20 protein-coding genes are annotated in these 22,618 nt (G+C 66.6%); 10 read left to right on the top strand and 10 right to left on the bottom strand.

Annotated elements, in window-relative coordinates:
- Positions 1-182 precede the first annotated feature (182 nt).
- From K7W42_RS01795 to lepA, 3 genes are all read right to left on the bottom strand, one after another.
- Positions 183-1,325, bottom strand: a complete 1,143-nt coding sequence (locus K7W42_RS01795; protein WP_224571702.1) for a coiled-coil domain-containing protein — start codon at positions 1,323-1,325, stop codon at positions 183-185.
- Positions 1,322-2,287 carry a coiled-coil domain-containing protein gene (locus K7W42_RS01790; protein ID WP_224571700.1) on the bottom strand — a complete coding sequence of 322 codons (966 nt, stop codon included), beginning with the start codon at positions 2,285-2,287 and terminating at the stop codon, positions 1,322-1,324. The genes K7W42_RS01795 and K7W42_RS01790 overlap by 4 nt, the downstream gene beginning before the upstream one ends.
- A 168-nt stretch (positions 2,288-2,455) precedes the next feature.
- The gene (lepA, locus tag K7W42_RS01785) at positions 2,456-4,243 is read right to left on the bottom strand and encodes a translation elongation factor 4 (protein WP_224571698.1); all 1,788 of its coding nucleotides are present in this window, start codon (positions 4,241-4,243) and stop codon (positions 2,456-2,458) included.
- A gap of 402 nt (positions 4,244-4,645) precedes the next feature.
- On the opposite strand from lepA, the gene K7W42_RS01780 reads away from it, so the two are divergent.
- Positions 4,646-5,983, top strand: coding sequence for a M28 family metallopeptidase (locus tag K7W42_RS01780; RefSeq protein WP_224571696.1), 1,338 nt, complete (start codon positions 4,646-4,648; stop codon positions 5,981-5,983).
- 362 nt (positions 5,984-6,345) lie between these two features.
- On the opposite strand, the gene K7W42_RS01775 is transcribed toward K7W42_RS01780, so the two are convergent.
- Complete coding sequence (locus K7W42_RS01775; protein ID WP_224571693.1) at positions 6,346-6,780, bottom strand: protease inhibitor I42 family protein; 435 nt, start codon at positions 6,778-6,780, stop codon at positions 6,346-6,348.
- A gap of 235 nt (positions 6,781-7,015) precedes the next feature.
- A complete protein-coding gene (locus K7W42_RS01770; protein WP_224571691.1) occupies positions 7,016-7,741 on the bottom strand; it encodes an SAM-dependent methyltransferase in 726 nt (241 codons plus the stop codon).
- Positions 7,742-8,082: 341 nt separating this feature from the next.
- Between K7W42_RS01770 and K7W42_RS01765 the strand changes: the two genes are divergently transcribed.
- On the top strand, positions 8,083-8,766 hold the full coding sequence (locus tag K7W42_RS01765) for a hypothetical protein (protein WP_224571688.1): 684 nt from the start codon (positions 8,083-8,085) through the stop codon (positions 8,764-8,766).
- A gap of 48 nt (positions 8,767-8,814) precedes the next feature.
- Complete coding sequence (locus tag K7W42_RS01760; RefSeq protein WP_224571686.1) at positions 8,815-9,639, top strand: GNAT family N-acetyltransferase; 825 nt, start codon at positions 8,815-8,817, stop codon at positions 9,637-9,639.
- A 251-nt stretch (positions 9,640-9,890) separates the two neighbouring features.
- Here K7W42_RS01760 and K7W42_RS01755 read toward each other — a convergent pair whose 3' ends face one another.
- Positions 9,891-10,430 (bottom strand): MOSC domain-containing protein, encoded by a 540-nt coding sequence (locus K7W42_RS01755; RefSeq protein WP_224571684.1) that lies wholly within the window; start codon positions 10,428-10,430, stop codon positions 9,891-9,893.
- Between the two features lie 4 nt (positions 10,431-10,434).
- Complete coding sequence (gene rnhB, locus K7W42_RS01750; protein WP_224571681.1) at positions 10,435-11,082, bottom strand: ribonuclease HII; 648 nt, start codon at positions 11,080-11,082, stop codon at positions 10,435-10,437.
- Positions 11,083-11,288: 206 nt separating this feature from the next.
- On the opposite strand from rnhB, the gene K7W42_RS01745 reads away from it, so the two are divergent.
- The 7 genes from K7W42_RS01745 to K7W42_RS01715 all read left to right on the top strand — a co-directional run bounded on the left by K7W42_RS01745 (position 11,289) and on the right by K7W42_RS01715 (position 19,261).
- Positions 11,289-12,488 carry a class I SAM-dependent methyltransferase gene (locus K7W42_RS01745; protein WP_369411304.1) on the top strand — a complete coding sequence of 400 codons (1,200 nt, stop codon included), beginning with the start codon at positions 11,289-11,291 and terminating at the stop codon, positions 12,486-12,488.
- Positions 12,489-12,842: 354 nt separating this feature from the next.
- Positions 12,843-14,486: an RNA polymerase sigma factor RpoD gene (gene rpoD / locus K7W42_RS01740; RefSeq protein ID WP_224571679.1), complete on the top strand. Its 1,644-nt coding sequence runs from the start codon at positions 12,843-12,845 to the stop codon at positions 14,484-14,486.
- Between the two features lie 135 nt (positions 14,487-14,621).
- A complete protein-coding gene (locus K7W42_RS23150; protein ID WP_224571678.1) occupies positions 14,622-16,022 on the top strand; it encodes a DUF4129 domain-containing protein in 1,401 nt (466 codons plus the stop codon).
- Positions 16,019-17,017, top strand: a complete 999-nt coding sequence (locus tag K7W42_RS01730) for an AAA family ATPase (RefSeq protein ID WP_224571677.1) — start codon at positions 16,019-16,021, stop codon at positions 17,015-17,017. Before K7W42_RS23150 ends, K7W42_RS01730 begins: the two co-directional genes overlap by 4 nt.
- Complete coding sequence (locus K7W42_RS01725; protein WP_224571676.1) at positions 17,014-18,138, top strand: DUF58 domain-containing protein; 1,125 nt, start codon at positions 17,014-17,016, stop codon at positions 18,136-18,138. Before K7W42_RS01730 ends, K7W42_RS01725 begins: the two co-directional genes overlap by 4 nt.
- A 400-nt stretch (positions 18,139-18,538) precedes the next feature.
- Complete coding sequence (locus K7W42_RS01720; protein WP_224571675.1) at positions 18,539-18,820, top strand: M-like protein; 282 nt, start codon at positions 18,539-18,541, stop codon at positions 18,818-18,820.
- Positions 18,821-18,844: 24 nt separating this feature from the next.
- Positions 18,845-19,261, top strand: a complete 417-nt coding sequence (locus K7W42_RS01715) for a hypothetical protein (RefSeq protein ID WP_224571674.1) — start codon at positions 18,845-18,847, stop codon at positions 19,259-19,261.
- 61 nt (positions 19,262-19,322) lie between these two features.
- Here K7W42_RS01715 and K7W42_RS01710 read toward each other — a convergent pair whose 3' ends face one another.
- From K7W42_RS01710 to K7W42_RS01700, 3 genes are all read right to left on the bottom strand, one after another.
- Positions 19,323-20,174 (bottom strand): carbohydrate ABC transporter permease, encoded by an 852-nt coding sequence (locus K7W42_RS01710; RefSeq protein WP_157458107.1) that lies wholly within the window; start codon positions 20,172-20,174, stop codon positions 19,323-19,325.
- A gap of 18 nt (positions 20,175-20,192) precedes the next feature.
- A complete protein-coding gene (locus tag K7W42_RS01705; RefSeq protein ID WP_224571673.1) occupies positions 20,193-21,122 on the bottom strand; it encodes a carbohydrate ABC transporter permease in 930 nt (309 codons plus the stop codon).
- A gap of 161 nt (positions 21,123-21,283) precedes the next feature.
- A complete protein-coding gene (locus tag K7W42_RS01700; protein WP_224571672.1) occupies positions 21,284-22,543 on the bottom strand; it encodes an ABC transporter substrate-binding protein in 1,260 nt (419 codons plus the stop codon).
- Positions 22,544-22,618 lie beyond the last annotated feature (75 nt).

The raw sequence follows: 22,618 nt of genomic DNA, 5'->3' as shown, positions 1-22,618 counted from the left end.
CTGTGAATGGTCGGCCAGCAGGCGGCTCAGACAACGCTGTCCAGAACACTCAGCCCCTGTGTGTGATCAGCGTCGTGCCAGCGGCTCTCTACACGGGTTGACACTTACTGCCTTTTCAGGGCTCTAGGCACAGCAGCAGGGCGACCCTCCGCAGAAGGTCGCCCCTGGCCGTACCCTGACGCTCAGTTCTTGCTCTTGCCCTGAGCCTTGGCCTGTTCCATGGCCAGTTCTTTGAAGGCGTTCAGGCTGCTGGCGTTGGCCTGGCCCTCAATGGCCTTGACGGCGAGGTCCTGCATCTGGCGGCTGGCGGCCCCCACCTGCTCGGACAGCTGCGCCGCGCGCTTTTCAAGCAGGTCCAGGCGGGTCTGAAAGTTCTGGGTGCGCTGCTCGTAGATGCGGCGCTGGCCGTCAATTTCTTTCTCTTGCAGGTCGGTGCGCACGCGCGCCTGCCGGTTGCCAATGCCAGTGCCTTCGGCCTCGGCGCGCTTCAGGGCGGCCTCGCGTTCGGCAGGCAGGGCGGCGGCCTTATCGGTCACGTCGCGGAAGCGCGTTTCCCGCTGGGTCAGCTCGGCCTCGCGGGTGTTCCATTCGCGTTCCTGCGTGTCCAGGCGCTCGGCGCGGGTGCGGGTCAGTTCGGCCTGTTCGGCGCGGTAGGTTTCGTCATCCAGGCGCCGGGCCAGGTCGCGGCTGTACTGATAATCGGCATCCTCGCGTTCCTGGGTGGTCGCGGCGGTCAGGTCGCGCTCCTGCACGCTGCGCTCCCGGGCGTCCTGCTCGGTCTGCCACTCGCGCTGGCGCGCTTCCCAGTCCTCGGCCACCTGGGCCTGACGGCTTTCGGCCTCGGTGCGGGCGCTTTCGGCCGCCGCGTCGTACTCGGCCAGCAGGTGGCGCAGCGCGTCTTCACCTGCGTCCAGGTCGTACAGCTCTTTCAATGCTTCACGCTCGGCCTGGGCCAGCTTCAGCACGCCCTGAAGCCCGGCAGCCTCGGCGCTGAGCTGCTCGGACAGTTCGGCCAGCGTGCCGGACGCCCCGGCCTGAAGCTGCGCGAGCAGGCCCAGGGCCACTTCCATGCGGCCGGGCTTGCCTTCCGGGGTGGTGGGCAGGGTTTTCGCCGCTTCGGCCATTGGTCCTGCGGGGGCCTGCTGCGCCTTTTGCGTCTGCTGCGCCTGTTTCTGGGCCTCGCGCACCTCTTTTTCTTTCTGGTTCAGCTGGCTTTTCAGGGCGTTCAGTTGCCCTTCTAACTGCGTGTATTCGGTGCTGAGGTCGTCGAAGGCTTCGAGAATCTTGGCTTTGGTGGCGGTCTCGCCGGGACGCTTGGGGGTCACGCTTCACCTCGGAACGCGCGGGCCGCGAGGCCCTGGGTCTGTTCGCTCACGCGCTGCTGCTGGGCCTGGAGTTCGGCCACCTGCGCCTCGGCCGCCGCGATGGACGCCTGAAGCGACTCAAGGTGAAGCTCAAAGCCCTGCTTGCTGGCCGCCCACTCGCGTTCCAGCAGGTCCGAGCGCACCTTGGCGTCGGCACCTGCCTGCCGGATGCCTTCTTCACGCGCCTTCCTGACCTCTTCTTCCAGCACCTGCGGAAAGGCTTCGACCCGCGCGAGGTCTTTTTCAAAGTGCTCAGCGGTTGTTTGCAGGGCGGCTTCGCGCTCCCGCCAGTCGCGCTCCAGGGTCAGGCGGCGCTCGGCAAGGTCACGCTCCTGGGCACGGTCAGCGGCGTGCTGGGCGTCGGCGTCGTGCTGGCGCTCGCGCTGACGCCGGTAGGTGTGGTCTGCTTCTTCCTGCTGGCGTTCGCGGGCAGTGTCGGCCTGCATGCGCTGGGCCTCGGCGGCAAATTCAGCGTCCTCGCGTTCCCAGGTGCGGCGGTCAGCGGCCTGCTCGCGGTCCAGGGCGTCCAGCCGGGCCTGATGTTCACCGTTCAGCCGGGCCAGCCGGTCGCGGCTGTCCTGTTGCAGGGCGGCCAGAGCGTCGGCCGCCACCCGGAGGCGGCGCAGTTCGGCCAGTTCGCGCTGGGCGACCTCGGTGGCGGTCACAAGCTGGCTCAGTTTGGTCGCTTCGCCGGACAGCCGCTGTTCCAGCTGCGCCATGACAGCGCCGACTTCCAGCTGCACATCGGCCGATTCGCGCACGATATTGTCCACCGTGTATTCGGCCGCCTGGGTCAGGACCTCGCGGTTCTTGCGCTGCTGCTGCACCTCGGCGCGGCTTTGAAACCGGCCTTGTAGGGCCGTCTGCTCCTGACGGAGCTGTTTGAACGCCTGCTGTAAAGATTGGGCATCGTGAGTCGTCATCTTTCCTCCGCGTAAAGCCGTTTGCTTTTACGTTTACAGCGTAACACTGACTGTGCCTTTTGTGCAAGAGGTCACACTGAAAGAGGGTAGAGGGCCGCAGTGGCCTCAGCAACAAAACTTGACCGGCCGGAGCCGGTCAGGAGGCTAAGGACTGAATTGTCGGCGCGGTTATTCTTCGGTGCTCAGCACGGCCAGGAAGGCTTCCTGGGGCACCTCCACGGTGCCGAACTGCTTCATGCGGGCGCGGCCCTTCTTCTGCTTTTCCAGCAGCTTCTTCTTGCGGCTGATGTCGCCGCCGTAACACTTGGCCAGCACGTCCTTGCGGAAGGCCTTGACGGTGGCGCGCGCAATGATCTTGGCCCCAATCACGGCCTGCACCGGCACTGGGAACATCTGGCGCGGAATCACGTCGGCCATCTTGTCCACAATCTTGCGGCCCAGGCTGTAGGTCTTGGTCTCGTGAACAATGACGGCCAGCGCGTCAATGACCTCGTTGTTTACCATGATGTCCACCTTGCGCAGGTCGCCTTCGCGGTAGCCGATCTGCTCGTAGTCCATGCTGGCGTACCCGCGCGAGATGCTTTTGAGGCGGTCGTGGAAGTCGTACAGGATTTCCCCGAACGGCACCTCGTACAGCAGCTCCACGCGCTTGCCCACATAGTTCATGGTGATCATGGAGCCCCGGCGCTCTTGCAGCAGCTGCATCACGGTGCCCACGTACTCCTCGGGCAGCATGATGCTCAGCTTGATGTACGGCTCTTCGACACTGGTGATGCGGTCACGGGTGGGAAACTCGGCCGGGTTCTGGGTCTCAAAGATCTCGCCGTTGGTCAGGGTCACGCGGTACACCACGGCGGGCGCGGTGGCGATCAGGTCCAGGTCGTATTCGCGCTCCAGGCGCTCCTGAATAATCTCGGCGTGCAGCAGGCCCAGAAAGCCGCAGCGAAACCCAAAGCCCAGCGCTTCACTGGTTTCCGGCTCGAAGGAAAAGGCCGCGTCGTTGAGTTTGAGCTTGTCCAGCGCGTCCCGCAGCTTGCGGTAGTCCTCGGTGTCGGTGGGGTAGAGGCCGCTAAACACCACCGGCTGCGCAGGTTTGAAGCCGGGGAAGGCCTCGGCCGTCTGCACGTCCTTGCCGGTCAGGGTGTCGCCCACCTGCGCGTCGTGGATGTCTTTGATGCCGGCCGCCACCCAGCCCACTGCACCCGCAGAGAGTTCTTGTCCCACGACCAGGCCAGGGCTGAAGGTGCCCACCTTGTCCACCTCGAAGGTCTTGCCGGCGTTCATCAGCAGAATCTGATGCTTGGCCTTCAAAGTGCCTTCCAGCACGCGCACGAACAGGATCACGCCCTGATAGGCGTCATAGAACGAGTCGAAAATCAGCGCCTTGAGGGGCGCCTCTGGGTCGCCGCTGGGCGCTGGAATGCGCTCCACGATGGCTTCCAGAATCTCGGGGATGCCCAGCCCCGCCTTGCCCGAGGCGAACACGGCGTCCTTGGCGGGAATCCCAATCACGTCTTCCAGCTCCTGGGCGGCGCCTTCGGGGTCGGCAGCGGGCAGGTCAATCTTGTTGACCACCGGCACAATTTCGAGGTTGTTGTCAATCGCCAGGTAGGCGTTCACGATGGTCTGCGCCTCAACCCCCTGCGAGGCGTCCACCAGCAGCAGCACGCCCTCGCAGGCGGCCAGGCTGCGCGAGACCTCGTAGTTGAAGTCCACGTGGCCCGGCGTGTCAATGAGGTTGAAGGTGTACTGCTCCCCGTTCTCCCGGGTATAGGACAGCCGCACCGGGGTGGACTTGATGGTGATGCCGCGCTCGCGTTCCAGTTCTAAGGTGTCGAGGGTCTGGTCGCGCTTGTCCCGTTCGGACATGGCGCCCAGCCGCTCCAGAATGCGGTCCGCGAGGGTCGATTTCCCGTGGTCCACATGGGCGATAATGGAAAAATTCCTGACATTCACACAGAGCAGTCTAGAGCATCGGCGCCAAAGGGCATGCGGTCAGGCGCCCTATTGAGGCCGTGTTCTGGCAGGCTGGGCAGGCACAGGGCCGCCGTTCAGCGGGTCGCGGCCCACTGCCCCTGTGCTGTTCAGGCGGCCCGGCGCGGTCCCCGGTTGGGCTGACTCCGCCTGGATTCCTCGCTGCTCTGCTTGGTCGCCTCTTGGCTTCGCTGATCCCCGCCTGAGTTTTAGCGTCTGCCCGTTCCTCCAGGACCAGGGGTGCCCCTCAATTGTGTGGGCGCCGCTGTCTGTCACAGACACTCACGTCGTTTGCCTGAGAAGAAGGGCGAAGGCTGGTGGCTGCTCTGGATTCTCTTGTCAAATGCGCTCACGTGCCGTGTCCCGCCCCCTTATGCTGCCTCTATGTTCCCCCGCACCCGCGCGCTGCCCACGCGGCCAGCGATTGCCCCCTGGAAAATCCTGCTGCCCGCGCTGGTGCTGCTGGCGCTGGGTTGGTGGGGCTACCGCTGGCTCACGCGGCCGGTTAATCCGCCGCTACAAGCTGCCGCGCAGCAGGGCACTGTGGCCGGCGACTGGGCGGCGCTGCGCACCTTTGGGCCGCGCGCGCCAAGCACGCCGGGCCATGCCCGCACGCTGGAGTGGGCGGCGGCGCACCTGACCGCCCTGGGCTACCGCGTGACCCGGCAGCCCTTTGAGGTCACGGTGTTAGAAGGCCTGGGCGCCGAGGTGCGTGTGGGCGGGCAGGTCCTGCGCGGCCACACGCTTTGGGGCGCGCAGGGCGGCGAGCAGGAGGCCCGGTTGGTGCGGATTCCGCCGGACGCCACCACAGCCACCCTGGAGCGCCTGCAGCTGCTGGGCCAGCTGGCCGTGACCACCTGCCCGGCCGGGCGCTGGGCGGCGCTGGCCGACGCTGTAGTGGACGCGGGCGGCCTGGGCCTGGCGATTGTCAATGACTGCGCGCAGCCGCCCAAGCCCAGCCGGGTGGACGGCACCACGCTGCCGCTGCTGGAACTGCCGGCCCAGGACGGCGCCGCGCTGCTGCGGCAGGTCGGGCAGACCGTGATGTTTACCACCCGCACGAGGACGCGCACCGTCACGGCGTCCAACCTGCTGGCCGCGCGGGTGGATTCCACGCCGGACGTGCTGTTCGGCGCGCACCTGGACAGCGTGCCGGGGAGCCCTGGCGCCAACGACAACGCCAGCGGCGTGCTGGCCGTGCTGCATCTGGCCCGGCAGGCGGCCGGCACCCCCCTGGCCGAGCGCGCCTGGTTTGTGCTGTTTGACGATGAGGAAACAGGCATTAACGGCAGCCGCCTGTTTGCGCAGCAGTACAGTCCGTCTCTGCGCCACACGCGCGCGGTGCTGAATCTGGACATGGTGGGGGTGGCGGCCCAGCCGCTGGGGGTCGCCGCCCACGAGGACCTGCGGGCGCTGGTGCGCCGGGTGCAGCCAGACGTGCGCCTGTTTGAGGACGAGCCGGTCAGCACCCGCGAGACCTTTGGCCGCAGCCTCAATCTCACTGGCCGCAGTGACCACGCCGCGTTCAAGGTCCTGAGGATTCGCACCCTGTTTTTGCACCGGGGCGAAGACCCTGCTTACCACTCCCCGCGCGACCGGATCCTGGACCCCGTGCTGGTAGAGGGGGCCGCAGACCTGGCCAAGCGTCTGGCCGACGCCGCGCTAGAAGCGCCGTTTACCATGCGCGAACCCTGTGGCATTACAGGCCGAAACTGCCGGTAGCGGCCAGGGACTGCGGAGCTGAGCTGCTCTTGATTGCGGCTCAACTCTGCGGTGTGGGCACTCACCCTAAGCCTGTGGCCTGGGCAACTCAACATCGGATGGCATGAACCGAGGGATAGCTTCTTCTAACCCTGCTGACCACCTTCTGGGTGTGGCGTGACCCGCTCGGGACGCCTCACTTTTGCTTGGCCGCATTCAGCTGTACCCGGAGAAAGGCTTGCGTTCCAGATGGCCCTGTGACCGTGGCCAGGCTAGAACGCGGTCCTACGTCCCTGAAGGAAAGCCCCAGGCGAGGGCCTGGGGCTGGTCTGTCACGCTGCTAGATCAGACAGGCCGCAGTGACCAGTCTCATCTGTGCGGTGTCAGCGCGCGACGAGATTGAACTGAACCAGTCGAACATCGGCAGTAAAGGCCCGGCCAGGTGGGAGGTGCGCGAAATACAGGGGGACAGTGAGGTCGGTTGTTCCCTGCTTGAGGGCCGCGGTTACCCGGTAGGTGTAGACCGTGAGGGGCCCTGGCCCACCAACGACGGGCACGCCCCCTTGGGCGGGGACCACGCTGGATGTGCGTTTCTCCACCAGGGTCAGAAAGGCCGGGTCCACCTCCAGCGCCCGCCAGGTATAGCCTGTCCCGGCCGCCGCGCTAAGAGAAAAGCGCAGCAGGTCTCCAGGTTGCACCGCAATGTCCTGTCCGGCAGCGCCCACTGTAAAACTCAGGGTGCGGGGCGCAGGTGGAGCCGCCGAAATGCCCAGGAGCAGAAGGGCGGCGCAGAAAAGGGTCATCATTCGAATGGGCATAACGGCTCCAGTGGGCGCGCGAGAAACAGGGGAGTAGCCCACCAGCCGCGCCGACTGAGGACTGCCCCGTTGACTCTAGCGCGGCACCCAGCGGCCAAGAGGTGTTGGGAGAATTCGAGTGGCTTCAGCATGACGCTGTTGCCTTGCAGTCGCCGGGAGAGGGCGAGTGGGAGACTTCGCCGTTCGAATTGATCGAGAGCGTCAAGCCGTAGGTGCCCACTACCTGCGCGCCACCCTAGCCTGTGCGCCGGGCCACCACCCGGTGAAAGCCCAGGTGCGCTCCAGCCTCTGTCGTCAGATAGCTGTTTTCCGACCCCACAGCCTCATTCCACTGCATCCACAGCGCTCGGCCCCCTGGCATCTGCTCTGCTCTTTCCACCTGCACCGTGCGTGACATCGTCCAGTGGCGGCGCCACCAGGCCGGCGTATGGAAGGCGGCAAAATCAGGTGGCCACTCTCCGGGCAACTCGTCCAGTTCCGTTTGCACCCCCGCATTGACGATGCCGACCTGATGGCCTGGTTTGAGATACCGAATGAGGGAAGGCAGAAATGAGGCGTCGGTGCCGAAGTATTCAAACGCGTCAATGCAGAGGATGGCATCAAAGAATTCGTCGGCAAACGGCAGGTGGCGCGCGTCCGCATGGATGGGAAACACCTGATCCTGAAGGGCCGCCCCCCGAATTCGCTCTGCATTGTCGGTGGCGGAGATCCAGAGGTCGGTTGCCCACACCTGAACCCCAAATTCGCGTGCAAGAAAGATGGAACTTAGGGCCTGGCCGCAGGCCAAGTCAAGCACCCGCATGCCCGGCCGCAGGGTCATGACTTCACACAGCCATTCCGTAAGCCAGAGGGCGTGGGGACCCATTTCGTGCTGAACAATCCACGCCGGATCGTAGGCCTGCGACCTGGGAAACTGGGGAGCGCGGAGCAGCTCATGGCGAGTCGGCAGCGGATTGGACACAGAGCGTCAGTCTATCGCGGTGGAAAGCGACCAGGGGCATCAGATTGAATAGGCCGCTGCGCCGAGATTAGGTTAAGCCAGCAACGCGAGCGGCGAAGGCTCGGTGAGTGGGAGTCGGTCTATCCGGCGCCTCAAACAAGCGGCCTATTCAAAGGCTCTCTTGAGACATGGCTTCTTTGTGGCTTCCGAATAACTATTGGGCCACGGCAGCGAGGTGTGTGCTTATCTGGATTATTTGAAGAGGTGTATGTCTTTGCTCGGGCAGCGCAAGACTTCATGTCTCTCCACTTTTGCCCACAGTTAAGGCCTTCCCCTAGTCCAGAGTGTTAAGTTTCTGGCATATGTCAGTTGATGCGCTGGCCCTGGCGTTCCTGCGGACGGTGCTGACGGCGGGCCTGTTCGCCTGCTCGGCCTACGCCCCGCCCGCCCAGGGCGGCGGCACTGTGATTTATCCGCCTGCTCGGGGGGAAGTCATTCTGACTGCGGTGCTGGACGGCGCCGAACGCGACATCGTGCGGGGGGCAGTGGAGGCCGGCGGCGCCTACACCCTGACCCTGCCCAGTCCCCCACCGCAAGTAGGAACGCTGGCCGAAGAGCTGACCGCTTTTCCGGCGGCGGTGCAGGGCGCGCAGTGCCGTGGGGCCCCAATCCTGAGTCCACCCACTGCCCGGCTGCTGCTGCTGCGGGCCGGCCGCTTTCTTGCCAGCGGCCAGGTGGCTGGCCGCCTGAACCCAGCGACCTCGGCGGTCACGTTGCAGGCAAGTCCGGTCAACGTCGTGCTGACCACGCGGCAGTTTCTATACGCCGACCGCCCCGCCACCTTGAGCGGTGCCCGGACCTGCACCGTGACGCTGTCTGGTGGGCAGGCCGTGCCAGGCCGCGTGCAGGCGGCCCTAACCCTGGCGCGCGGCTGGAACACCCTGGTGACCCGCACCGAACAGACCTCGGCGGCCGTGACGGTCAGCCTCAGCGCCAGTGCGGCCCTCAGTGGCGTGGACTGGCAGTATTTGCCGGGCACGCCCTGAGCCAGGCGGCGGATGCGGCGCGCGCCGGGGCTGCCTTAGCCTGCGGCCATGCCCACGTCTCTGGCGTATTTTACCGACCTGTCCCTGCGCCGCCTTGAGGGCGCCCAGATTGAGCGCGGCCCGGCCGCCACTGTCATTCGCTCGCCGCATAATCCGACCTTCTGGTGGGGGAACTTTCTGCTGATGCCGGCGCCGCCGCAGCCTGGCGACCTGACACGCTGGGAAGAGGCCTTTGTGGCGGCCCATCCGGGAACCACCCACCGCACCTTCGGGGTAGACACCCCAGGCGGCGACGAGGGCGCGGCCGATGAGTTTCGCGCCGCTGGGTACGGCGTTCACGAGGACACCGTGCTCACCACCACCCGCACAGTGCCGCCCACCCGCCTGAACCGTGACGCCGAGCGGCGGCCACTGGGCAGCGCGGCCGACTGGGACGCGGCCCTGGCGCTGCGTCTGGCCGTCAATGCAGCCAGCCCAGAACCGCTGGACTCTGAGGCTTACTGTGAATTTGCGCGGCGCAAACTGGCGTCCTACCGCGCCATGCAGGCGGCCGGTCAGGGCGCGGTGTTTGGCGCTTTTGAGGCTGACGGCACCATGCTGAGCGGCCTGGGCATCTTTGACGCGGGGCAGGGCGTGGCGCGTTACCAGAGTGTCGAGACCCACCCTGAGGCGCGTTCGCGTGGCCTGGCCGGCACCCTGGTTCATACGGCCGCCGAGTGGGCGCGCCAGACCCTGGGCACACGCACCCTGGTGATTGTGGCTGACCCTGGCTACCACGCCCAGGCCCTGTACGAGCGGGTGGGGTTCCGGCCCACCGAAACGCAACTGGGCATTGAACGCCGCCCGGCTGAGGACCAAGCCTGGAGCGGTTAACCACAGGGGCCTGCGGTGAGGGGTGTCGGGGAGAAAGCCTACCAGTCTCCTTCACGACTGCTCACTGAGGCACTCTCTGATTCCACCGCCTCCAAGTGCTTCAGGCCGCACGAACTGGGCATGCGGCGCCAGAGAGTCAGCAGGAGCAGGGTCTGGACCCGCCTGCCGGCCCTCTCCGGGTACCTGAACGCCACCCGGCGCGGCGGCAAGTGGCGCCAGTTGCCCCAAGTGCCGCCGTTGAGAGGTTCCCTCTACACCCGTTGCAGCCGTTCGTGCGGCTGCGGAGGCAGGGTGATCTCAATGGGGTCACCGGGCTGCACGTCGCCGCCCACCAGTACCACACCCATGACACCGGCTCGGAAGACCGGCTGCCCTGCCTCGTCCTGCCCCACGAGTTCTTTCAAGAGCCCTGGCTGAAACGCCTCAATCTGCGCGCACGGGTTGCGCAGTCCGGTGACCTCAACCACCGCCTCACCCAGCCTCAACCGGGTGCCGCGTGGGAGGGCCAGCAGGTCCACGCCGCGTGTGGTCACATTTTCGCCCAGGTCGGCGGGGCGCACGGCGAAGCCTCGCAGGGCGAGGTCATCCAGCAGCTCGGCGTGAATCAGGTGAATCTGGCGCAGGTTGGGCTGCGTGGGGTCAGCCCGCACGCGGGAGCGGTGCTGAACGGTGCGGCCCGCGTGGGCGTCCCCGGCCACGCCCAGCCTGGCCAGCAGCGTAATAGCCGGGCGCGGCACCTTGCTAAAGCGGTGGGTACTGTCACGGGCCACACACAGAACCGTTGCCGTCATGGCCTCATTGTGGGTCAAACAGAGGCTCGGGGCGGCTCAGCAGCGCCCGGACAGGGGCAAACGAGCGGCGGTGCACCGGGCTAACCCCCAGCGCCTGCAAGGCCGCGCGGTGGGCGGGGGCGCCGTAGCCTTTATGTCCCGCAAAGCCGTAGCTGGGGTATTGTCCGTCCAGTTCCAGCATCAGGCGGTCGCGCTCTGTTTTGGCCAGCAGACTGGCGGCTGCCACCGAGTAACTCAGGGCGTCGGCTCTGGGGGGCGCGCTGATGGGCAGGCCCGCGCGCAGTTTCAGGTAGTCGGTGACCAGCGCCTGCGGGGGCGGGTTCAGGCGCGCCAGCGCCCGCAGGGCGGCCGCGTGGGTGGCGCCCAGGATATTCAGGCGGTCAATTTCCTCGGGCCAGGCGTGTTCGACGGCCCAGCTGAGCGCCACCTCGCGCACCTGCACGGCCAGGGTTTCGCGCACTGCCGGGGTCAGCTGCTTGCTGTCGCGGAAGGGATAATCCATGGCCAGGCCCGGCAGGATGACGGCCGCCACGGTCACCGGGCCGGCCCAGGCGCCGCGTCCGGCCTCATCCACGCCAGCCACACGAAAATAGCCGCGCCGCCAGTGTTCGCGTTCATACGCCCAGTCGGGCGTGACAGAAGGAAGGGTCATGCTGCCCGGCACGCTAGCAGAAGGGGCCGCCCCGAGCAGTTTTCACTGCGCTTGAGGGTGACATTGAATTGAGAGGTCTCGCCGGAGGTGCGCGGCCGAGCGAGTCGCCGTCTCAGGCGGCGGCCTCTGTGAACTAGAGGGGCGGGCTGTCCTCCTGGTCTCACGGCCCCGCCGCTCCCTCTGCCCGCATGTGCCACTCTGTACCCGTGACTCGCAGGCCCCGGCAGAAAATTCGCTTTCAGAAACCCGACGCTCCTGGCCGGCCCTCCGCCCGCCCGGTGTCCTCCGACCATCCCTACGCCGAGGTGCGGCCCGCCCTCCTGCCGCCCCGCCTGGAGGGTTTGGCCGCGCCCCTGACCAAAAGCGGCGTGCGCGGCTTTCCCGGCATTGATGACGCCCAGGCGCTGCTGGCCCAGACCATGAAAAAAGACCGCGTGAGCGGCGAGGTGCTCGACCTGAGTGCCATGAGCGGGCTGCTGGCCAGCTTGCCCGGCGTGACCCTGCGCGCCGTGGAGGGCAGCGCCGCCGCCCTGCGCGCGCTGCGGGCCGCTGGCCTGGACCCGGAACCCGCCGTGCCCGGCGACCCCCTCACCGGGCGCTGGCCCGAACGTGCCCGCACAGTGGCTCTGGTGCTGGCCGGGGACCGGGGCAACGCCTACGCCGCCGCGCAGGTGGCCTGGGCGCACGCCTGCACGCCGCCCGGCGGCACCCTGTACCTGGCCGGCGACCGTGACAAGGGCTTTGACCGTTACGTCCGTCAGGCCGGCGCGGCCTTCGGGGCCGGCGAGACCGTGGCCCGCGACGGCGGGATGCGGGTGGCGAGGCTGGTGCGCCGCCCCGGCCCTACGCCCCCACTGCCCGCCCCCGAGGGCTACGAGGCCTACGGCGTCACGGTGGTGGGCGGCCCCGGCGTCTTCAGTGCCGCCCGGCCCGACAAGGCCACCGCCCTGCTGCTGGACACCCTGGCTGACTTGGAAGTGGAGGGCCGCGACCTGCTGGACCTGGGCTGCGGCACCGGCCTGATCGGCGCCTGGGCCGCCCGGCGCAGCGCGCGGGCCGTGCTGGTGGACGGTGACCTGGCCAGCGTGCGCAGCGCCCAGGCCACCCTGCATGCCAGTGGCCTAAGCGGCGAGGTCATTCATTCGGATGTGGACGCCGACCTGGGAGAGCGCACCTTCGACCTCATCCTGACCAACCCGCCCTTTCACGTGGGGCGCGGCGTAGTGCTGGATGTGGCGCGGGAATTCATGGCCGCCGCCGCCCGCCGCCTGCGCCCCGGCGGCACCCTGTATCTGGTGGCCAACGAGCCGCTGCCCTACGAGCGCGACCTGGCGGCTATCGGCGCAGTCAGTGAGCGGCGGCGTGAAGGCGGCTTTAAGATTCTGAGCGTCACACGCCCGGCCTGAGTGTGGGAACCTGTAGACCGGTTCCCTCGTAATCTTCCTGTTGGCCCCGGCTCTGGTGTTGCGCCGCCTCTCTTGTCTCTGCTCCGAATGTTGCCGCCTAGCCTGACATCTTGCCCAGGGCGTTCCAGGTTGTTCGGGCCGCACCAGCTGCGCCGCGTGCGGCTCGTCTCTGCTAGAGGAGACCTGATGACCACCCTGACTGGCCTGGCCTCCCGGTGACTGTGCTCCGCGCCGCTTCTTCGCTGCCCCCGCTCTGCGCCGCTGTTTGCTAGACTGACCCGTTCTGACGCCGGGTGCCTGCCCACGCGCCGCCCGCATGTCCTCGCCCCAAGACGCACCCCCACAGGAGGCCGCATGGCAGATTCTCCCGTTCGCACCCGCAAGAAAGTTGACGCGCCCGAGCCTGACGGCGCCGCGCCCAAAGCCGCCGCTGTCCGTACCCGCGCCCGTGTAGGTGCACCTAAGCCTGCTTCCGATAGCGCCCCTGTTCCGGCCAAAGCTGCCCCACAGGCTGCCAAGCCCGCTGTGACCGAAAAACCTGAGGCGCCTGTCAAAAAGCCGGCCCCCAAGGCCACCGCCAAGGCGGCCCCCAAACCCACGAAGAAAGCAGAGGCCAAGCCCAAGGCGGCGGCTGCCGCAGAGGCCAGCGCTGACCTGCCTGCTGAGGGCCCTGCGGCGCCTGTGGAGGCCGCCCCAGCGACCAAAGCCAGTGCTAAGGCTGCCAAACCGGCCAAGAGTGCCAAACCGGCCGCGCCCGTCAAGGGTGGTCCCGCCGAGAAGCCCTACTACGCGCACCCTAGCATTCAGGAACTGCTGAAAGCGGGCCGCGCAGCGGGCGTGCTGTCCAGCGAGGACATCGCCACAGCCCTGGCCGCCGCCCTGGAAGCGGCGGGGCTGGACCCCGAAAGCCCTGACGCCTTCGAGGACATGCAGTTGTTCCTGGCCGGTCAGAGTATCGAGGTGCAGGACCTCGACGATGACGAGGAAGACGCCGAGAGCGAGGAAGGCGAGGAGGGCACCACAGCGGCCGCCGCGCAGGATGACGACGAGGAGAAATACTTCGACGACATGCCGCGCGCGGTGTCCAACGACCCGGTGCGCCAGTACCTGCACGAGATTGGCCGGGTGCCGCTGCTGACGCTGGAAGAAGAAATTGCGCTGGCCCGCCGCATTGAAGAAGGCGAGGAAGCCCGCAAGGTGCTGGACGAGGACCTTGACCTGGATGACCGGGGCCGCCGCCGCCTGATGCGTCAGATGGAAGACGGCGCCGCGGCCCGCCAGGGCCTGATTGAAGCCAACCTCCGCCTGGTGGTCTCGATTGCCAAGAAATACACCGGGCGCGGCCTGGGCTTTCTGGACCTGATTCAGGAAGGCAACCAGGGTCTGATTCGCGCGGTGGAGAAGTTCGAGTACCGCCGCCGCTACAAGTTCTCCACCTACGCGACCTGGTGGATTCGTCAGGCGATCAACCGCGCCATTGCTGACCAGGCCCGCACCATCCGCATTCCGGTGCACATGGTCGAAACGATCAACAAGCTGACCCGTACCGCGCGCCAGTTGCAGCAGGAACTCTCCCGCGAGGCGACTTACGAGGAGATTGCCGAGGCGATGGGCCCCGGCTGGGACGCCGCCAAGGTCGAGGAAGTGCAGAAAGTCAGCCAGGAGCCGGTGTCGCTCGAAACCCCCATCGGGGACGAGAAGGATTCCTTCTACGGCGACTTCATTCCCGACGAGAACCTCGACAGCCCTGTCGAGAACGCCGCCAAGACGCTGCTGTCCGAGGAACTGGAAAAGGCCCTCTCCAAGCTCACCGAGCGCGAGGCGATGGTCCTGAAGTTTCGCAAGGGGCTCGTAGACGGCCGAGAGCACACGCTGGAAGAAGTGGGACAGCGCTTCAGCGTGACCCGCGAGCGCATTCGCCAGATTGAAAACAAGGCGCTGCGCAAGCTCAAGTACCACGAGAGCCGCACCCGCAAGCTGCGCGACTTCCTCGATTAAGCCTCAGCTCCTCTGCCGCCCCGCACCTGCACTGGTGTCGGGGCGGCGCTTTTGGGCGGCAAGTGTGGAAACCAAGGCGCCGCCGAGCGCGTATCCTCCGTCAGACATGATTGGTGCTGACTCTGGACGCCTGTGGTGACCGCCGCGCCTACGCGGCCTATGGCTGGGCGGTGGCTGCGGTACGGCGTGGCCCTGCTGCCCCTGTGCCTGGCCGGCGCGCTGCCGCTGTGGACCACTGCGGCGCTGTGTGCGCTGCTGGCGGCTGGCGTGCGCTGGCCGGTGTGGGCGCAGGGCCGGGTGCTGATTACCCAGCTCATTCTGGGTCTGAACCTCCTGACCGCGCTGCCCAGCGCCTTAAGCCAAGGTCAGCCAAGTGACCTGCTGACGCTGGGCGCACAGTACTTGCTGCTGAGTGTCCTGGGTTTCGTCCTGACTTGGGGCATCAATACGCTGGAAGAAGGCCAGCGGCGCGGCTTGCTGGCCCCTCTGCTCATAGGGGCGCTGTTTCCTCAGCCCCTCGTGCTGGTGGCTCTTTTTGGCGGCGCCCTGGCGCGGCAAGACCAGAAAGCGGCAGACCTGACCTCTTCGGCCCCCCCTGGCTGGTGGAGTCTGCTGGGGGCCGGGTTACTCGGTCTAGTCCTGTTGGCCGCGTTGCTTCCTCCAGCGCCGCCTGTGTGGTCAGCTGTTCAGCTCGACACCGTCACCTCCGAGCCGCCGCCGCGCACAGACACTCGGCCGCAATCTGGTCCAGTGGGCCGCGCAGAGAGGGGAGGAACAGGTGGGCAGGTCATGGCTCAGCCCTCCCCAGTGATGGACCTGGGGCAATTGGGCTTCCCGGCAGAATTGACGCTTCTGGCGGGGCTGCTGTGCCTTGTGGGGGCTGCCCGGTTGTTTCAGGGGCGGGGACGGCGCCAGAGCCCTCCCCACCCAGCCGAGATCCTGATGATCGTGGGGTTACTGGTCCTGGGAATAGCCTGGCTGGTCACAGGTGTGCTGCTCTGGCGCGGCGGGGCTGGTGGCGGGGCAATTCCCCCAGCAGCGACCATAATCCAAGGTGGGCGGAGCAGTGGGCCAGAAGGGCAGCTGACAGCCGCCAGATTCTCGCTACTGCCACTGCTTCAGCTGCTGCCGTGGCTCACGGCCATCGTGTTTCTGGCTATGGGCGTCTGGCTGCTGCGGCTGAAGCTGCGGCCTGATTCTCTATCCGGCGACGTTACTGAGGAAGCGGCCACGCCCGCTGACCCGGCCGAAGCTCAGCCCCTTCACCGCGTCCGGCAGGCCTACCGCGCGGCCCTGGGCGCCCTGGCCGACGCCGGCCTGGGCCGCGCCCCCCACGAAACCCCAGCCCTGTATGCGGCGCGCCTGACCGGCGGGCACCCCAGCCTGGCCGCGTCCCTGCACACCCTGACTGCCGCGTACGAACCGGTGCGCTACGGCGGCCAGCTGACCGACCAGACCGCTGAAGCCGCCGAGGCCGCCGCCCACACCATCCAGACTATCGCCCCTACCTTGACCCCACCCGAGGCCACCCCATGACCCAGACTGCCCCTCTGCCTTCCACCCCCGAATTTGCCCGCGCGGTGCTCCGCAGCGTTGCCCAGGTGCTGGTGGGCAAGGAAGACGTGACCCACCTGGCGCTGGCCGGCATTCTGGCTGGCGGGCATGTGCTGCTTGAAGACGCGCCTGGCACCGGCAAGACCATGCTGGCGCGCGCCCTGGCCGTGTCGCTGGGGCTGGGCTTTCGGCGCGTGCAGTTCACCCCGGACCTGCTGCCCAGCGACGTGACCGGAGTCAGCGTGTTCCGGCCCGCCACAGGTGAATTTGAATTCGTCCCCGGCCCCATCTTTACGGGGGTGCTGCTGGCCGATGAAATTAACCGCGCCACGCCCAAGACCCAGGCCGCGCTGCTGGAGGCGATGGGTGAGGGTCAGGTCACCGAATCTGGCGTGACCCACCTTCTTCCCCGGCCATTCGTGGTGATCGCCACGCAAAATCCAGTGGAACACGAGGGGACCTACCGTCTGCCCGAAGCGCAGCTGGACCGGTTTCTGCTGCGCCTGTCGGTGGGGTATCCCTCGGTGGAGGAGGAAGTGCAGATGCTCGCCCGCCTTCAGGGGGAACATCCCATCACCTCGCTGCGGGCAGTGGTGACACCCGCCGACCTGCTGGCGGCTCAGAGCGCCGTGCGCAGTGTGTTTGTCTCGGGGGCGGTGCAGGACTATATCGCGCGCCTGAGCCGGGCCACCCGCGCACACGCCAGTGTCGCTCTGGGCGGCGGGCCACGGGCCAGCCTGGGCCTTCAGGGGTCAGCGCAGGCGCTCGCTTGGCTGTCGGGCCGTGCGTTCGTCACGCCTGACGATGTGCAGCGCGTGGCGGTGGCTGTGCTGTCCCACCGCCTGAGCCTGAACATTGAAGCGCGCCTCCAGGGCCAGCCCGCAGAGGCGATTGTGCAGGAAGTGCTGCGTCAGGAGCCAGTGCCCGCCGAGCCTGCCCCCACCGGAGGGGCGCCCAGCGAGCCTGTGCCCGCATGAGCCTGCTGCTGGCCGCCCTGCTGTATCTGGCGCTGGTGGGAGTTGGGGTGCTGGCGCTGTGGTGGGGGTCGCGCCGGCCGCCCCAGGTCTCACTAGCCCGTGAGGTGGTCGCCACGGCTTTTGAAGGCCAGAGCCGGCCGCTGACTGTGCGCGTCACAGTCCGTAGTCGCCGCCCCCTGCGGGTGGTGGTCCATGACCCTGCGCCGCGCGCCGTCGTGCCAGGCCAGGAGGTGCAGCTGGGCGCCCTGCACCTGGGCCACACCGAGCGCGAGCTGCACACCACGGTGCGCTTCAACCGGCGCGGCACGTTTGTCTGGCCGGGCGCCACCCTGGCCTGGTCAGACCCGCTGGGGCTGTTCTGGCACAGCGCGCCCCTGAAGGCGCCCGCCACGACCCTGGACGTGTTTCCGGGTACTCACGGCCTGCGGCTGCCCGATCTGCTGCGGCCCCTGCTCAGCGAGGGGGGCCTGAGCCGCACTCTGGGGCTGGACGACCCCATCAGCCTGCGGGGCGCGCGCGAGTATGTGCCTGGAGACCCGCCGGCCCGCGTTCACTGGCGCCTGTCGGCCCGCAGCGGTACCCTGACTGTGCGCGAACTGGACCGCACGGCCGCCAGCAGCGTCACGGTGTTTGTGGACACCAGTGGGGGCGGCGAGGTTTACGCCGACAGCGCCGCGCGCCTGGGCGCCAGTCTGGTGCAGGAGGCCCTGGCCCTGAATCTGCCGGTGGCGGTGACGACAGGCGCGGCCCCGGTGCCGACCGGCCGCGACCCTCAGTCGCTCCGCGCGGCTCTGGGAACCCTGGCCCGCCTGGCCCCCACCCAGGGCCCCCCGCAGCTGCCGCCCATCCGGGCTGGGGGCAATCTGGTGATTCTGAGTGCCAACCCGGCCCTGGCGCTGGTCGAGCAGGCGCTGCGGGCGCGGGCCACAGCCAGCCGCGTCAGTCTGGTGGCTCTGCCCGAGGGGTTTTATCTGGAACCCGGCGAGCAGCCCCGGCGCCAGTGGAGCGCCCCGCCAGACGATGTGCGCGACCTCGAACGCCGCGCCGCCGTGCTGGCGGGCCTGGGCGTGCTGGTGTATGTGCTGCGCGGTAACCAGAGTGTACTCAAGCTGGGCGCGTAGGCAGAAGCAGCTGAAAGAGAGGGGAGACGCCGCTCTATCTCAAGGTTAAAACTGTGAAGTGCTACCAGCTCCGGGGCAGAAGGGGCGCCCACAGCGGGACCTAGAGCAGCTACATTGAATCGCTCTGAGGCGAACGCGACCTCAACAGACAGCAGCAGTGGAATGCAGTGGGAAGCTTTGATCCCTTGAGTAAAACTGGCTGCCACTGTCAGCTTTGGCGTTGAAGGGCTGCGCGCCTCGACAGCCTATGGGTGCTTGCCCGATCTGTAGACACGGCAGATGGAAGGCGTCTGGGCGAAGTCTCCCAGGCCGTCAGCTTTTGCCGGTTGGACCATGCGTCTAAAGCTGCATGAAGAAGGCGTTCAGCTGCCGCCCAGCGCAGGCGCGGTAGCGTAACGCCATGACCAACCACGACGACCGCACGGCCCCCACGGCTGACGACCAGACAGGCCACACGGACCACACCAAGAGCGAGACCGAAATCAGCAACGTGGACCTGCAGTTCATGGGGCGTCAGAACCCTGAAGCCCAGATTGACGCCGCCGTAGACGCCGAGAACAAGTCCCCAGCCGAATACCGCCGGGAGGGGCTGGACAAGCAGGACATCGCCATGACCCAGAGTATGGACGCCAGCGACCCGCCCAGCACCAACATGGGCGACAGTGACAGCCAGAACAGCTAAACCGCGCCTGCGGGCCCGGCGCCCATGAGCGAATTTGACGAGCTGCAGGCGGTCATTCGCCGCCACGCCGCCGCGCGTCAGGCCGAGCAGCGGGCGTGCGAGGCCTTCCTCAATGCCCTCTACCACGCCCTGCGAACGGCCAGTGGGCCAGGGCTGCCGCTCAACAACGTCACCCTCGACTTCACTCTGGACCCTACGGTGCGCCTCCGGCCCCCGCCCAACGGCAGTTTTCATGCGGCCTGGCTGCGGCTGGGGCTGTGTGAGGTGTTGGTGCGGGTGCGCCGTTTGAACGGCGCCTTTCAGGGTGAATACGGGTCAGAGGGGGTTTTTCGTCTGGAAGACACCAGCGAGGACGCCCTTCTGACCCTGGCGCGGCAACTGCTGCGCGACGTGGGGGTGGCTTACGGCGCCGCGCTGGTGACTGAAAGCCACTTGAACTGAAGGAAAGCGCCGTCCCATTACCTTGGGCGGCGCTTTCTGATGGCTGATTGCTGGTTTGTCTTCAGCCTTTCACAGCACCGGCAGTCAAGCCCGAGACGATATTGCGCTGGAACACCAGCACCAGAATAATCAGCGGCACCGTGACCACGATGCTGGCGGCCATAATCGGCCCCCACGGCTGGTCAAACTGGGTGGCGCCGGAATAGTTGGCAATCACCACGGGTGTCGTGCGGTTGGTGCTGGTAAAGGTCAGGGCAAACAGGTATTCGTTCCAGGCATTGATAAAGGCCAGGAGGCCAGTGGTCACCAATGCCGGCATCATGACCGGAAACAGCACCAGAAAGAGCGTTTGCAAAGGAGACGCGCCGTCCACCAACGCGGCCTCTTCTAATTCGGCGGGAATGTCGCGCACAAAGCTGGTCAGCACCCACACCGTAAATGGAATAGTAAAAATCAGGTACGACAGGATGAGCCCCAGGGGGTTGTTGTATAGGCCCAGGTTGCCAATCAGGGTGTATAGCCCGCCCAGCACGGCAATCTGCGGAAAGACACTGACCGCCAGAATCACGTACAGCACGATGGCTTTGCCCTTAAAGCGGAAGCGGCCCAGCGCGTAGGCCGCAAACGAGCCGAGCAGCAGGCTGACCAACACCGACCCCACCGCCACGATCAGGCTGTACAGCAGCCCGCGCTGAAAGTTGGGATTGCCAAAAACCTGCACGTAGTTGTTAAAAGTCGTGGGCGCCGCGATGAACTCGGCTGGGGTCAGGAACAGGTCGCCCGCCGAGCGCAGACTGGTCAGCACAGCCCAGAAAAAAGGGGCCAGCAGGTACAGCGCAATCACCAGCACCAGCAGATAAAAGGCCAGGCGTTGCAGGTAATACAGGGCCGGGTTGGTCGTTTTCAGGTTCATGGGTGTCTCCCTGGCCCCTCAGTCGAACTTCACGCGGAAGGCGGTGACGTACATCACCACAATCACCATGATGATGAGAAACACCGCCACGCTGACGGCGCTGCCCAGGCCCAGCAACTGGTTGTCAATCAGGGCCTGGCGGGCGTAGCCGGTCATAGACGTGGCGGCGGCGTTCACGTTGCCCAGCATCACCGACATCACGTCAAACACGCGCAGGGCGTCGAGGCTACGGAACACCAGCGCCACCAGCAAGGCCGGGCGCAGCAGTGGCAGCGTCAACTTCCAGAACTGGGTCCACTTGCTGGCGCCGTCCATGTCAGCGGCCTCGTACATGTCGCCCGGCAGGCTTTGCAGCCCAGCCAGAATCAGCAGCGCCATAAACGAGGTGGTTTTCCAGACATCCACGGCGACCAGCGCCCAGATGGCGGTGTCCGTATTGGCCAGCACCGCCTGGCCCCCTAGAATGCCGCGCCCAATCAGGCCAAAGGAGTCGTTGTAGAGATAGGCCCACATCTGCGCCGAGACGACCGTGGGAATGGCCCAGGGCACCAGCATGGCGGTGCGCAGCAGGGCGCGCCCCTTGAAGGCGCTGTTGACCACCAGCGCGATAATCATCCCGAACACGGTTTCTAAAAAGACCGACACCACCGTAAACAGCAGGGTATTTTTGACGGCGCCCCACCACTTGGGGTCTTGTAGAAAGCCCAGCGCAATGCCGTCTTCGGTGGTAAACCAGAAGTTGCCCAGCCCCAGGAAGGTGCGCTGCTCGGGGCTGGTCAGGTTGGCCTCGAACAGCGAGAAATAGAAGGTGCGGTACAGCGGATAGCCCGCCACCAGCGCAATGGCAATCAGGGTGGGCAGCAGCAGCCAGATGGCCTGGCGCGCGCGGGCAGCTTCAATGCCGCGCGTGCGGGTCGGCCGGGCCGGGGCAGTGGTTTGAACAGTCATGTTCGGGAAAACCTCCTGGTGAACAACGGGGCGGCCGGGCGAACCCCACCGGCGGCCTGGGCAGCTGGACAGGGTCAGTCCAGTGACTGGAATGGAAAAGGGGACACCCGGTAGCTGGGCGTCCCCGCAGTGGTGGGGCCAGGCAGCCCCACCGCAGAGGCTTACCAGCCCCGGCCCTTGATGCGGGCGATGTCGGTCGCCAGCTTGGTCACAGCAGCCTGACCCTTGCTCTTGCCACTCAGGACATCGCTGACGGCAGAGGAGAAGGCCTGCGACACCTGGTTGTACTTGCTCTTGGTGGGACCGGAAGGCCGGGCCACAGCGCTGGTGAAGACGTTGTACAGGCTGCCGAAGAAGGGGTTCTTGGCCAGCACGTCCTTGTCTTTGTACAGGCTCTGGAGGGTGGGGTTGTAAGCCCCTTCAATGGCGCGGATCTTCTGCTCGGCGGGGCCGGCCAGGTAGCGCACGAGGTCAATGGCGGCCGCCTGGTTCTTGGAGTAGCTGCTGACGCCCAGCTGCCAGCCGCCCAGGGTCGCGGCGTTGCGGCTGCCGCCACTGGGCAGCGGCGCCACGCCGATCTTGCCCTTGACCTTGCTGTCGGCGCCCTGACCCAGTGCCCAGGCGTAGGGCCAGTTGCGCATGAAGGCGGCGTTGCCCGCCTGGAAGATGCCGCGCGCGGCTTCCTCGTCGTAGGTGGTCACGCCGGCGGGGCTGATGCTCTTGACCCAGCTGGCAGCGGTGTCCAGCGCCTTGGCCGCCTGGGCGTTGTTAATCGTGATGTTGCCCTTGGCGTCCACAATCGTGCCGCCGCCAAAGGAGACCAGCCACTCCATGGCGTCGCAGGTCAGGCCCTCGTAGTTCTTGCCCTGCCACACGTAGCCGGCAAAGGCCTTGTTGGTCTTCTGCTCGCCGTCTTGAATCTTCTTGGCCATCAGGGCCATCTCGGTCCAGGTTTTGGGCGCGGCGCTGAAGCCGTACTTCTTCAGCAGGTCGGTGCGGTAGTACAGCAGGCCCGCGTCGGTAAACCAGGGGAGAGCCACCAGTTTGCCGTTGACGGTGTTGGCGTCAATGATGCCCTTGAAGTGGGCGTTGATTTCGTTGGTGGGCACCTTGCCCTTCAGGTCCACAAAGTGCTGCGACAGCAGGCCCGGCCAGACCACGTCCAGCTGGTAGACGTCAATGTCGCTGCTCTTGGCGGCGAGCTGCTGCTGATACAGGCCCAGGCGGTCGTTGGTGAGGTTGGGGCTCTCGAAAATTTTGACGGTGTTGCCCGTCTTCTTGGCCCAGCGCGCAGCGCCCTCGCGGCACAGCTGCAGCTCCTGGCCCACGGCCCCGCAGGCCAGGGTGATGGTAACGGCGCTGGCCTGAGAACTGGCCACGATGGCCGCCGTCAGGCTGATGAACGCAATAGCTTTCTTCATGCATCCCCCTTGGTGGGTGCCGGTCAGGCCCGGCCCGCCTCTTCTGTGAAGCGGTTCCACATCTTTCAATTCTGG

Origin of the sequence: Deinococcus betulae (assembly GCF_020166395.1) — a bacterium.
GTDB lineage: Bacteria > Deinococcota > Deinococci > Deinococcales > Deinococcaceae > Deinococcus > Deinococcus betulae.
Note: the sequence above shows the minus strand (reverse complement) of the source record. Positions and strands in the feature narration are given on the sequence as shown.

Coding starts and splice junctions, on each gene's coding strand:
- rnhB (WP_224571681.1), bottom strand. CDS start 11,082: ATGACCCTTCCTTCTGTCACGCCCGACTGGGCGTATGAACGCGAACAC.
- K7W42_RS01705 (WP_224571673.1), bottom strand. CDS start 21,122: ATGACTGTTCAAACCACTGCCCCGGCCCGGCCGACCCGCACGCGCGGC.
- K7W42_RS01765 (WP_224571688.1), top strand. CDS start 8,083: ATGTCAGTTGATGCGCTGGCCCTGGCGTTCCTGCGGACGGTGCTGACG.
- K7W42_RS01790 (WP_224571700.1), bottom strand. CDS start 2,287: ATGACGACTCACGATGCCCAATCTTTACAGCAGGCGTTCAAACAGCTC.
- K7W42_RS01755 (WP_224571684.1), bottom strand. CDS start 10,430: ATGACGGCAACGGTTCTGTGTGTGGCCCGTGACAGTACCCACCGCTTT.
- K7W42_RS01760 (WP_224571686.1), top strand. CDS start 8,815: ATGCCCACGTCTCTGGCGTATTTTACCGACCTGTCCCTGCGCCGCCTT.
- K7W42_RS01780 (WP_224571696.1), top strand. CDS start 4,646: ATGTTCCCCCGCACCCGCGCGCTGCCCACGCGGCCAGCGATTGCCCCC.
- K7W42_RS01725 (WP_224571676.1), top strand. CDS start 17,014: ATGAGCCTGCTGCTGGCCGCCCTGCTGTATCTGGCGCTGGTGGGAGTT.
- K7W42_RS01710 (WP_157458107.1), bottom strand. CDS start 20,174: ATGAACCTGAAAACGACCAACCCGGCCCTGTATTACCTGCAACGCCTG.
- rpoD (WP_224571679.1), top strand. CDS start 12,843: ATGGCAGATTCTCCCGTTCGCACCCGCAAGAAAGTTGACGCGCCCGAG.
- K7W42_RS01775 (WP_224571693.1), bottom strand. CDS start 6,780: ATGCCCATTCGAATGATGACCCTTTTCTGCGCCGCCCTTCTGCTCCTG.
- K7W42_RS01720 (WP_224571675.1), top strand. CDS start 18,539: ATGACCAACCACGACGACCGCACGGCCCCCACGGCTGACGACCAGACA.
- K7W42_RS01715 (WP_224571674.1), top strand. CDS start 18,845: ATGAGCGAATTTGACGAGCTGCAGGCGGTCATTCGCCGCCACGCCGCC.
- K7W42_RS01730 (WP_224571677.1), top strand. CDS start 16,019: ATGACCCAGACTGCCCCTCTGCCTTCCACCCCCGAATTTGCCCGCGCG.
- K7W42_RS01700 (WP_224571672.1), bottom strand. CDS start 22,543: ATGAAGAAAGCTATTGCGTTCATCAGCCTGACGGCGGCCATCGTGGCC.